This is a genomic window from Paenibacillus sp. Z3-2 (assembly GCF_054161325.1).
Genome location: NZ_CP096397.1, coordinates 5373682 through 5385568, shown reverse-complemented (window position 1 = coordinate 5385568; position 11887 = coordinate 5373682). Strand labels below are relative to the sequence as shown.

Annotated in this window: 13 protein-coding genes and 1 pseudogene; 10 read left to right on the top strand and 4 right to left on the bottom strand. The window is 41.3% G+C overall.

Annotated features, from left to right (window positions below):
- Window positions 1-21 precede the first annotated feature (21 nt).
- Window positions 22-768, bottom strand: coding sequence for a hydrogen peroxide-dependent heme synthase (gene hemQ, locus M1D71_RS24085; RefSeq protein ID WP_347386165.1), 747 nt, complete (start codon window positions 766-768; stop codon window positions 22-24).
- 228 nt (window positions 769-996) lie between these two features.
- Between hemQ and M1D71_RS24080 the strand changes: the two genes are divergently transcribed.
- Both M1D71_RS24080 and M1D71_RS24075 read left to right on the top strand, forming a co-directional pair.
- A complete protein-coding gene (locus M1D71_RS24080; RefSeq protein WP_076211070.1) occupies window positions 997-1290 on the top strand; it encodes a YuiB family protein in 294 nt (97 codons plus the stop codon).
- A gap of 385 nt (window positions 1291-1675) precedes the next feature.
- A complete protein-coding gene (locus M1D71_RS24075; protein ID WP_091037865.1) occupies window positions 1676-3211 on the top strand; it encodes a replication initiation and membrane attachment family protein in 1536 nt (511 codons plus the stop codon).
- 109 nt (window positions 3212-3320) lie between these two features.
- Here M1D71_RS24075 and M1D71_RS24070 read toward each other — a convergent pair whose 3' ends face one another.
- Entirely contained in the window at window positions 3321-3566 is a 246-nt protein-coding gene (locus M1D71_RS24070) for a hypothetical protein (protein WP_458124000.1), read from the bottom strand.
- Between the two features lie 415 nt (window positions 3567-3981).
- Complete coding sequence (locus M1D71_RS24065) at window positions 3982-4947, bottom strand: helix-turn-helix transcriptional regulator (protein WP_458123999.1); 966 nt, start codon at window positions 4945-4947, stop codon at window positions 3982-3984.
- 107 nt (window positions 4948-5054) lie between these two features.
- Between M1D71_RS24065 and M1D71_RS24060 the strand changes: the two genes are divergently transcribed.
- The 8 genes and pseudogenes from M1D71_RS24060 to M1D71_RS24025 all read left to right on the top strand — a co-directional run bounded on the left by M1D71_RS24060 (window position 5055) and on the right by M1D71_RS24025 (window position 10699).
- Window positions 5055-5534, top strand: coding sequence for a GyrI-like domain-containing protein (locus M1D71_RS24060; protein ID WP_458123998.1), 480 nt, complete (start codon window positions 5055-5057; stop codon window positions 5532-5534).
- A gap of 68 nt (window positions 5535-5602) precedes the next feature.
- Window positions 5603-5803: pseudogene (locus M1D71_RS24055) on the top strand (phage tail protein); the annotation flags it as partial.
- 444 nt (window positions 5804-6247) lie between these two features.
- Window positions 6248-7051 carry an undecaprenyl-diphosphate phosphatase gene (locus tag M1D71_RS24050; protein WP_458123997.1) on the top strand — a complete coding sequence of 268 codons (804 nt, stop codon included), beginning with the start codon at window positions 6248-6250 and terminating at the stop codon, window positions 7049-7051.
- 109 nt (window positions 7052-7160) lie between these two features.
- Entirely contained in the window at window positions 7161-7298 is a 138-nt protein-coding gene (locus M1D71_RS24045; protein WP_458123996.1) for a hypothetical protein, read from the top strand.
- Between the two features lie 585 nt (window positions 7299-7883).
- Entirely contained in the window at window positions 7884-8171 is a 288-nt protein-coding gene (locus tag M1D71_RS24040; protein ID WP_458123995.1) for an HAD-IA family hydrolase, read from the top strand.
- Window positions 8172-8346: 175 nt separating this feature from the next.
- The gene (locus tag M1D71_RS24035) at window positions 8347-9093 is read left to right on the top strand and encodes an SDR family NAD(P)-dependent oxidoreductase (RefSeq protein ID WP_458123994.1); all 747 of its coding nucleotides are present in this window, start codon (window positions 8347-8349) and stop codon (window positions 9091-9093) included.
- 160 nt (window positions 9094-9253) lie between these two features.
- A complete protein-coding gene (locus M1D71_RS24030) occupies window positions 9254-9601 on the top strand; it encodes a winged helix-turn-helix transcriptional regulator (RefSeq protein ID WP_019685981.1) in 348 nt (115 codons plus the stop codon).
- A 411-nt stretch (window positions 9602-10012) separates the two neighbouring features.
- A complete protein-coding gene (locus M1D71_RS24025) occupies window positions 10013-10699 on the top strand; it encodes a DUF1361 domain-containing protein (protein ID WP_458123993.1) in 687 nt (228 codons plus the stop codon).
- A 208-nt stretch (window positions 10700-10907) separates the two neighbouring features.
- Here the strand turns inward: M1D71_RS24025 and M1D71_RS24020 are convergent, their stop codons facing one another.
- Window positions 10908-11561: a stalk domain-containing protein gene (locus tag M1D71_RS24020; RefSeq protein WP_458123992.1), complete on the bottom strand. Its 654-nt coding sequence runs from the start codon at window positions 11559-11561 to the stop codon at window positions 10908-10910.
- Window positions 11562-11887 lie beyond the last annotated feature (326 nt).

Below are 11887 nucleotides of genomic sequence, written 5' to 3'. Positions count from 1 at the left end.
TTATTGTGCTTTGCGCTATTTTTACAGCTTAAGCATGTCTTCCAGTGTTCCTTCGTTCAACAAACTTCCGACATAGAACGAACCGAATTCGCCATAACGGGCGCTAACTTCATCGAAACGCATCTCATAGACGAGTTTCTTGAACTGAAGTGCATCGTCCGCAAACAGTGTAACGCCCCATTCCCAATCGTCGAAACCGACAGAGCCAGTAATGATCTGTTTCACTTTACCTGCATAGCTACGGCCAATCATGCCGTGACTGCGCATCATGGTGCGACGCTCGTCCATGGACAGCATGTACCAGTTGTCATTCAGCTCACGTTTTTTGTTCATCGGATAGAAGCAGATGTATTGTCGTTGCGGCAGAACAGGCTTCAGACGGGCGATAATCTCCGGATTTTGCATCGGGTCTTCGCCTTCTTTGCTAAGGTAGTTGCTCAGTTCCACTACGCTGACGTAGGAATACGATTTGGTTGTGTATTGAGCAAACATTGTTTTGTTAAACGCGTTCTCAACAGCCTTCAGATCTTCCAGCGTTTCACGCAGGTGCATCATGACGAGGTCTGCTTTTTGACCTACAACCGTATACACGACTGTACTTCCTTTGGAAGAATCCTCGACTTCTTTCCATTCTTTCCAGAATTCCTGAAGCTCGTCCAGTGCTACAGCACGTTCTTCATCATCTGCTGCTTTCCAGGCGGCCCAGTTAATCGAGCGAAAATCATGCAGGGCGTACCAGCCCTCCAGTGTTGATGCGGCTTCGTTCATTGGTTATGTTCCTCCTGCAAGGTATATTTCCAAATCCCTATAAGGGACGGGTGAGTACTTTATCGTTTACATTGTATCCCAACATGAAGCAGAAGGGCAAATGAACAGAGCGTGAATATAGGGAAATTTGTCCAGAAAGTTCGTTGCTTCGTCACATTTTTTGCGGTACACTAACTACTATCCAGAAGTGAAACCCGAATGTGTGAAAGAAGAGGTGAACGTCGTCCGATGCAATTTATACCTGTGTTGGTATTAATGGTATTATTTTTCGTTATGATGTTTGGTATCGGTTTCATTCTGAACATGTTGATGAAGACCACCTGGTTTCCTTCCTATCTGTTCATCATTGTAATTTTGCCTATCGTCGTGTACTCTCTATGGGATCATTCGTCGTCTCTGATGTCACACCTGGGTTCTTTCCAGATTGTAGACTATATGACGGGGATCGCTGGGCTGGCTGGCGCGGTAATCAGTGGCTGGACGATCCAGAAGTTGCGTCTGGGTGGGTACAGAATGTTTTAGTTTGCTGGAAGAGGTAACACGTGCATGACTGTAATCGCGTGAAAGTCTTGTCTTTGTCGTAAACGCTTACGAGTACAAAGGGAAGGCTTTTTTGCTGTTCACTGATATAAGATGAATGATTGTACAGTTGTACTTCATATACATCTGGAGAACATTCTCTTCAGATCTTCACTTGTATTCTGCTGCTACAGCTTTTATAGTAATCTAGCGACTCTCGACATGTTTTTTTCGGAAGTTGCTTAATTCGGCGAAAACGTGAATGATGTCGACCTAGGACGAAACGGAGCGAGAACAGGCCATCTTTTTACCTGTTTTTGAGCATTTGAGGATCAGACATTTATGATAGAATAGATAAACATACTTTTGGGGAGAAGGAGATCAGGCTATGCGCATGAAGAATCTGCACCATTATACTGAACATCATCGCTACTGCGTATACAGGGAGTTTGGACTTAGCGCCCTGGATGACCGTATGCTTACAGGAGCATATCAGCCCATGGTAGGTGCTTTTGCGGTTGGCTTGTATCGGCTGTTGTTTCAGCATCTTCCCGGTGAACAGGTCGGTTATTCGCCACTTGAACAGCAACGGAGGCTGTTCATGACACTTGGGCTTGAGCCAAGTGAGAAAGGGCGTAAATATCTGGTAGAGCAGGCGTCCAAGCTTGAAGCGGTGGGGCTACTTCAGACTTCACGGTTATATATTCCGGAAAATGATGATTACATTTACGAGTATGAGCTGCAACCGCCGCTCTCTCCGGCAGAATTTTTCCGGACACAGCATTTGACACTGTTGCTTCGTGACAAGATAGGCAAATTCGCTGTCCTTTCCCTGCGTTCCGGTTTCTCGGCAGTGGAAAATGGGGACGCGCCTTATCCGGCAGCCAATAAAGAGAATATCTCCGTTCCCTTTTACGATATATTTGAATTGAATACCCATGTGATTGATTACGAATTGGAGCAAGCATTGTCGGAAGTATCAACTACGGCCCAGCGGACAGGCACGAATGATGCAGCAGAAGAAAACAGTTTGAACTACGCCGACATTATTTTGCGTTTTCCGCGGGAGTCCGTCAATCGCCGTCATGTAGAACAGCTGCGGTTCGATCACGAACAACTGGGCATTGTAAATTATGTAGTGAACAAGTTTAATCTCAGTGTGCAGGATGTATGCCGACTGCTGGACGAAGATGATATCTTCAGTCCGCAGGGCCAGCTGATTCTGGATGATCTCCAGCATAAGGCGAGCATGCAGTTCAGGCAGACGAAGAAGCGTCATGAGCAACAGACTGTACAGGCAGCCAAGGTCGTGGCTCTAAGACAGCATATGGAGGAGCCTGAACGGAAAGAGGACTCTGGTGAACCACCTGTTGAGCATGGGGTACAGATGGAATACTACGTCGAAGTGCCTCCGCAATTTATGACCAAGTGTGATATTCATCAATACAACATGATGCTGCGTAATGAGCCTTATACGCGTCTGTTGCAGACGTTCTTCCCAGGTGCAGTGCCGGACAATCTGATCGATATATTTGAGAAAATTGATCTGAGTTACAAGTTGCCTGGTGAAGTCATCAATGTATTGATTCATTATTTGATGGCGTTGCTTGTATCCGGCGGAGAACAGCGGATTAACCGTAACTTCGTTGAGGCCATCGCCTCCAACATGTTGCTTAAGCAGGTAAACTCATATGAGAAAGCTGTTCAATATATTCGCGACCAGGCCAAGGTCAAAGGCAAGCAGGCTGCTGGTGCAGCTGGAACCCGTACCCGTACATACGGCAAAGGAACCAAAGCCAAGCCCGAAATTCCGATTGTACAAGACATAAGCACCGATGGGGATGCCGTATCCGAGGAAGAGTTCGAAGAGATGATGCGATTCGCCCAGCAGATGCAGGCGAGTAAGCAAAAAGGAACTTCTTAAATATTGTAATAAAGCCAAAAAGGCGAGTCCCCTGATTAATGGAGACTCGCCTTTTTGCTATATAAGTTGAACTAAAGCAACGTAAGTTACGTTCAATCAACTCTTTTCATTATTCTGCAGGAGATTTATCTAATTTAAACCACTGCTGAAAATCTTTCTGAGTAATCTTTTTTACAGGCTTAACTTTTTTGTTTTCTGTATCGTATCTGAAAAGAATCCATTGATCTGAAGGATACTCACTAATGTAATCAATACTTTTTCCGTTCTTATGCCATAAAATTAAACCTGTGCTAATATAGTTGGTTGCCCGAGGGAGATCAACAAAACTATCTTTCTTAGTATCGTATATTGCCAAAGTGCTTTTCTCCGTATTTCCGTAAGAAAATGCAATGATATCTTCTTTTGGTGACCAATTATATGAGGCTATTGTTTCTACACCTTGCTTACCTGCTTTTTCAAGACGATCGTTTAAAATCGGGTGCTTTCCTGTTTTAAGGTTTACGAGAATGAGGTTGCTGCCGGCACTTTTTTCTGCTTGGATAGCAATCCATTCATTAGATGGAGATTCAACAACAGTTGGGGAGGAGGTTACGTGATGTTATTCCCTCCAGATCGTTTTGATAATCCAGAAAAAACTACCTAACTTAAGAGCATTGCTTCTCTCTGCATGCGGAAAATCAGACGACACTGATACGCTTTCCCACCAATCAACAATACACCAACAAACATAGAAAGACTTATTGAACCAGCAGAGAAAGAAAAAATTATCTTCAAGAGTTCCCAAATAAAGCTATACTCTCCTGCAAATTTTCCACAACCTCTATCGGCATGTCCCTGACCTTAATATCTCGACCTAGGAAAAGCAGCCAATTTGTTATTTCGGCCAACTCATCCGGATGATGAACATTGATGAAAGTTTTTAAAATAGCCGTAGTCTGAAAAGGGTTTGTGTATGAAATTGAGATTTTTAAGGGATGGTATTTTTTGAACTGGGCAATCGATTTTGGACCAAGTTCTAGGACAAGGTTGATGCCTTCTTCCTGCTTACTTAGTTGTTCTACAATCTTCTTCTTATTTATTCTTTTTTTCTTAGGGTATGGTTTGACATCTGTGAGATTGTCGACAGGAATAATCCGTCTCTGTTCCTCCTCGAGATCAAAGCCTTCAATATGCCAAGAGCTTTTTTCGCGGTAAAGGTGCAACAAATAGATGGGATAAGACTTTATTTTCCTCGATTCCTCGACGGAAACCATTAAATATCTGTCCATAAGAATGGTTTGGATCAATTGTTCTAACATAGGATGGGGCAGATCTGACAGATCAAGCAGGTCGGGATTGTGGGGGTTGGTTCCTTCGAACAACAGGGTTTGATTTAACAGAACGAGATCATCTTGCTGGCTTTCCGAGATAAGACCGAGTAATTTTTCCGCTAAAGATTGGCGACTCTTGAGATATGGGAGCTGTTGATTTTTTGTGGCCATGAAGGCAATAAATAGAGCTTTAATCTCATTATCGGTAAAGCGGACAGTCGGCAGGACAGAGTTGTTCATAACAAAATAACCCCCGTCCCTCCCGACCTCGGCGACAAGAGGCATCCCCATTGCTTCAATTTCTCTGATATCTCTAATGGCTGTTGAACGAGAGATGTTAAATTCTCGCATGATTTCAGAAATGGTAAATTGAGCGCGGTTATTGATGTACCGCATGATGATGTTAATCCGTTCAATTTTTTTCATTTGGCCCTCTAAACAGTATCATATTTTGACATGATTTATAGCTATTATAAACGTATCAAGTGAAATAACAAATCATTTGATCCATTTCAGAAAAAGGAGTGTTAATCATGGCAGTGTATACCCTTGAAAAAAAAGACAGCTTTATCGTTCTAGGTATTGGCACGGAGCTGAAGAGCGAGTACACGGATTATGCAGGTACGAACAAGGAGAAGCAAAACTTTTGGCAAACCGTGGCGCAGGATGGAAGGCTTGACGCTTTAAAGGCCGTCGCTGCGAATGACTACATTTTTGCCGTGAACGAAGCGATAAATCACAAGATGATGTATTATGCCGGCGTCATGACCGAAGCATCGGTACCAGAAGAACACCGAGTGATCCAATTCCCTGAAGGACAATACCTCGTCGTCAAAGGGGAAGGGAAGACGGCTGATGAGTTGAGTAATAGGCTGACAGGTATTGCCTTTGGTCAAGTCTTGCCAGCAGCCGACGATTTTGCTTATGTTGGCGGGCCCAATGCAACGGTTGAGATGGGGCAGCGAGACGGCCTAATATATGGGGAAATGTGGATTCCGGTTGTGGAGAAGTAAATGAAATCAGAGGAGGAACGAGGATGCCCCCTATCGGGTTTTAAAAATGTGTCCACAGTTGGTCTAGAACGGTCGTACCAGCCGGCGAGAGCCAGGAGACGCATGCGTATGTGAGCCGAATATTGAAAAAAGAACGTGGTATTGAGTTTGCGGCCAAACCATTGGAAACATCTCACTTTCAAGTGGATAATATTAGATGGGCCTACGTCTTTTATGAAGATGGTCTGGCGGTCAACGTCATGTATACATTGGATAACCCCAAAAAGCGGTTGCATACGTATCGACGCCTTCTCTTCATTGTGTTGGCTCCGTCCCATCGCTGTTAGGTTAATCCCCATGCCCGGAACGTTGTCAGCCCGTTGGGAGGACATGATGAACTAATCTACCAAGAGTACCTGCCTGCTATTAAGGTACCCTTTTCGCTGATAGACCCGTTAAGCTGAACCCTAATACAATGCTAACGGGAAACGATAGCTAAACAAAAAAGAAGGCAGCCGGTCATTGATCGGCTCCTTTTGGTCAACTAACGGGCAGGATAGTTTGTCAAAATACATCAAGATACATCAATATGATCTGTATATCATTTAAATGATGTGACAATAATGTCACACTGAAATGAATATTGTTATGTTAATCGATGGGAATATATAGTCATTCAACCTTATACTTGAACTTGTTAAGCGAGTTTATTTCTGTAAAGGGGATATCTTCTAATGACTGATGTAATAAAAGCAATAATACTTGGCATAGTAGAAGGGTTAACTGAATTCTTACCAGTATCGTCTACTGGACATCTTATTTTAGCAGGCCATTTACTTAACTTTGAGGGAGACGCGGCAATAACCTTTAAAATTGTTATACAGTTGGGTGCAGTGATGGCAGTTCTAATTCTTTACTGGAAAAGGTACATGGAGATGGGGTCAAACTTAACTAAAATGGATTTTTCAAAAAGTAAGGGTTTAAACGTAATACATATGATTTTGGCTATGTTACCAGCATTAATCGTATATCTTCTACTAAAGGACACTATAAAAAGCCAATTATTCGGCCCTACACCTGTCTTATTTGGTTTAGTTGCTGGTGGTTTACTAATGATCATCGCAGCACGGAGTAAGAGAACTACCAGCGTTGATACAATTGATATGATTAGTTACAAACAAGCCTTTGGAATTGGCTTATTCCAATGTCTGGCTTTGTGGCCGGGTTTTTCGAGATCGGGTTCGACGATTTCAGGTGGACTTTTGCTAGGTACTAGCCAAAAAGCTGCCGCAGATTTTACGTTCATTATTTCTGTACCTGTTATGTTTGGTGCTACCTTGTTGGACTTATACGATAGCCGCGATTTACTTCGTTTAGACGATTTGTATCTAATGTTAATTGGCTTTATGACTTCCTTCCTTGTGGCTATGATTGCGGTAGTAACGTTTATTAGACTGATCAAGCGACTTCGCTTGGAGTGGTTTGCTCTATACCGTTTTGTATTAGCAGCCCTTTTCTATTTAATCGTCATACTGTAACTGTATTCAATAATTTATAACTCTCATTTCAAACTAACGGGAAACGTTAGCTCACGGGCGGCCAAGGTGGGTTGTAACATTTTTTACAGATGATATCGAATCATTACACATGAGACTAACATCGGATGGAGTTACAACTAGACCAATTAGCAATGAAGGCATTTACGGCAAGTTTTTTGTTTTTGAAGATCTAGATGGAAACTTATTTGATGTATGGGAGCATAAAGATTGTGAGTTAATCTTTTAAGACAGCTGTCTAAGCTAACGGGAAACGTTAGCTCAATAAAACAAAGAAAGCAGCCGATCATTGTGATTGGCTACTTATATTCAACTAACGGGCAGGATAGTTCAAATACGTGGTACCATGTGGTGAGTAATTAATGGAGCCTTTTTTAAACACTTTTTTTCAGAAATGGAGGTACAAAATTGATGAGAAAAATATTATTCATCCTCTCATTAATTTCATTATTTTTAACTGTATCTTGTAGTCAGGATACAAGCATTAACATTAACGATGCAGTTGGTAACCGAGGCCTATTTTAGGAAAGTCGAGGGGATAGCTGCTACAGCATATTCTTTTGACGGTAATAAAGATGTTAACTTCAGACTTATGGTTGAAGGGAATCTTACAGAAGCGGAAGCAACTATATTATTCAAACGGCATTTTGGATGCTACTGCTAAGTTTTCAAATCATTCAGATGTTGGTTATTTTGATATCATGAATATGACCATGGTGTCATTTATGAAGGTACGAAGAGGATTGGTGAAGATTTAAAGGTACAATCGAAGTGAGATTTCTATTCCACTAGCACTCACACGCAAATCAAACGCTTGAAGCAGTCTGGGCTATATAATTTTTTCGAGGTTATCTTTGATTCGCAAAGCATTGGTTATCAAAAACCGAAGGAAGAATTTTTCAATTACGTCATAAGTCATATTTCAGAATTTAATAGAAAGGATGCGCTTGTCATTGGAGATTCATTAAATACGGATATCAAAGGTGGTCTTCAGTCGGGCATTGACACCTGTTGGGTCAACAGAACCGGACAAATAAGTCCGGCAGAAATTAAAAGCACATATACAATCTCAAACTTAATGGAGCTCACTTCCATCTGTTAGGCTGTAAAAACAAACGCTTGTGCCGCCTCATTTATCACTTTTTGGTGACTATATCACAAAAAAGTGGGTACTGTTTTTCTAGTAACTTTTCCCCCATACTATCGTTCATAGGAGGTTCATGAGGCAGACAGAGCATCCTATACCATATAAATCATTATAAAAGGAGTCTAATAGAATGGGGAAATTTGACGGGAAGGTAGCAGTTGTAACCGGAGGTACAAGCGGCATCGGTCTCGCGTCGGCACAACAGTTCGTAAAAGAAGGGGCTTACGTTTTTATCACAGGACGCAGACAACGTGAACTGGATGAAGCAGTAGAGCAGATCGGAAAGAATGTTACAGGTGTCCGAGGTGACATATCTAAATCGGAAGATCTAGATATATTATTCGAAACAGTTAAGCGAGAAAAGGGACACTTGGACATTCTCTTTGCAAATGCCGGACTAGGGTCATTCCTTCCATTAGGAGAAATTACAGAAGCACAATACTACAAGACTTTCGATGTCAACGTGAAAGGAACCATCTTTACAGTACAAAAGGCATTAGCTTTGTTTCCAAATAAAAGAGGTTCGATTATTCTAACGGGATCCACTGCTGGCTCGACGGGGATGCCAGCGTTTAGTATCTATGGTGCATCCAAGGCAGCGATCAGACAGCTCGTCCGCAGCTGGATTCTTGATATGAGAGGGACCGAAATTCGTATAAACATCCTTAGTCCGGGAACAATCGTAACACCGGCGTACGATGAGTTATTTGGCTCTGAACTAGATCATATCCTGGAACAGGCAAAAAATGATATTCCGCTCGGCAGAGTGGGGCAGGTTGAAGAGATCTCCAATGCTGTCATGTTCCTAGCCTCTAATGAAAGCAGCTATATGAACGGCGTTGAATTATTCGTAGATGGCGGAGTAGCTCAAGTTTAACCAAGACATAATAATGTTCAAACGACAAAGATTTTTAAATCAACTTAAATGCGATTGTATTATCCCCTCCCTGTAACGTTCAATTTTTCCTTCAGTGATCCTTGAAGGATCAAGCGATACATGAAGGGGATATTCTTAGGTAGGGAGATGGTGCATTGATATGAAAACATTTTTCTGTGAACTGGAAGTTACACTAGAGGTTATCGGAGGAAAGTGGAAGGGGCTTGTTCTGTACTATTTAATAAAAGGACCTAAACGGACGGGAGAGCTTAAGCGACTTGTTCATAATATATCGCAAAAGATGCTGATTCAAACTCTTCGGGAACTGGAAACAGACGGATTAATTCGCAGAAAGATGTACAATCAGGTACCACCTAAGGTGGAATATTCAACGACGGAACTGGGTCAATCACTTGAACCCATTTTGAGATCGCTTTGTGATTGGGGGGGGAATTACGCAGAGCAATCCTTCGCTCCGGGCGAGATTGAGATTTTGTATCTGGATTAACTGTCGGGGGACAAGAGCATAGTCCCATTTGTAGTCGCTATTTTAGCGGCTTTTTTGTTTTATCGGTACAAGTTCTTGTCCCGAACCAAAGACAAGAACATAATCCGATTACCGATTAGATAAGCTTCAAACTATATTTCACTGCACTAGTTCATTAAGCTGACGGGCAGGATGGTTGAATAAATACATGTTATAATCTGGATATTCAAATGTTAAAGACTGCTCATTTACATACTTGTTTGAACTTAAGATAATATTGAGCATCTATGCTTACGGGAGATACTGTTAAGGTATTTCTAACCATTGGTTCATCCTGAATAAGACAGACCGCTTTTATAAGAACCTTGGATATAATGGAGAATACAATAATGCATTTGTAAATCCCTAGGGAAAGGGAATGGAAGCAACGAAATGAAAGATAAAAAATATCCTGTTCAAGATTTTCGATTTATTTTAACCTTTCTAGTGGTTACGTTATGTTGTTTAGGTGTTGCGATGTATTTACGTATCAAATCAGATACGAATATGTATCAATTCTTAACCTGGAATATGTTCCTGGCATGGATACCATATATCATCTCATCATGCATTAGATACACATTCAATAAGAAATTAACGAAAAGGAGTCTGATCTGGATGGTGCCGATGAGTGCGGGTTGGCTATTTTTTTTGCCTAATACGGCATACCTTTTTACTGAAATCCTGCATTCATTCAGATATTTCAATGCTCAAGAAGAAACACAATTTTGGCTTAATATTGATTTTTGGTATAACCTCACTCTGACGTTTGCTGTAGCCATACTAGGCTTACTTCTCTCCACGTGCTCGATCATTCAAATACATGGTGCGTTAAACAAGTTATTCAGTAAATACATTAACATGATGGTTATAGGCTTTATTTTAATGTTGAGTAGTTTGGGCGTATACATTGGGAGATTTAATCGGTGGAATTCATGGGATGTATTGTCCAGGCCTTGGCAAATTGTTATGGATTTAATGCATGATCTTGTTGCAAGGAACAACATTGTTATTCAATTTGTGGCCATTGTATTTTTAATACAAATATTTGCATACGTTATTGTATCCTTGTTGATCTAAAGTAAATATTTATTGATATCTATTACATCCTTTGTTATTATTTGTCTGTTTGTTTGCAGTTGCTGGATTGATGTACTTATTAAGCTAACGAGTAAGATAGTTCCTGCTGGCGACAAGCGTGTGGTCTGAAAATTATAAGTTATTATACATATAAATAAAAAAGGAGCCTGTTTAAGGACTCCAGAAGTCTTGTACCGCGTTGGTTCTATTAAGAATAAACCCAGTCAGGAATTTCCGTTTTGGTGTAATTGTAGGAGACGACTTTCCAACCAGAGCTATACTTGCTTACGTTAACTTTGTATGAGCATATGAAAATGTACCTTCCGTACTCGTCTTTCTGTCCAGTGCTAACGGTTACTACTGCTTTATCAGTTCCAGAGTAAGAGATTGAAAGACCGTAGTATGAGTTGTCTTTATCTTCAAAATATTCCTTAGAGTCTTCGTGTTTGCTGAATAAAGGTTTCACCAATTTGAAGGCTTGGGCATTATCCAGTGTTCCAATATCGACAGTGATGTGTTCTGAACTAGCAACCAAATCAGTTGGATGCCAGACGATATGGTCTTGCTCAAAGAATGTTTCATTAAACTCTCGAAACTGGACGTACACTCGATTGTCAAACATTTTAACGTATTCCCCTAGCTTTACTTCCAACACTTTTCCATCTTTTTTAACAGTTGCAGCTTTAGTTTTCTGGTTCCAAGTTGTTACTGCGCCGATCTGATCACCCGCTGCTCTCAAAGGCATAAATACTCGACCATCAACCAATTTCCCATTGAGATGAACTGCCTCATCTGCATGAGCAGCTAATGGGTTAAGTAGTAAAGCAGTTGATAGGAGTCCGGCAATAATTTTGTTCTTCATGTTGATTCTTCCTTTCGAAAATCGGTATCTGTGATACCTACACTATCTTTAAATTCGATAATTATTATAGAGGTATTTGGTGAAGACAACAAGGGCACTTCTTTTCACCGTTCTGCGAGGCTGCCTGTGTTGGACCGGCAGCTTCATTACGCTAACGGGCAGGTTAGTTGAACAATGATATATTGAGAATGAAATTAATTACTCAAGTTAGGAGAAGCGCTTATTTTGAAAATAGCCCTCACAGTATGAGGAGGACGGAGTAAGGCCAGATTTCGTAATTCATATTGATACTGACAACCCCAGATATCAAATTGATCTGGAAGAAT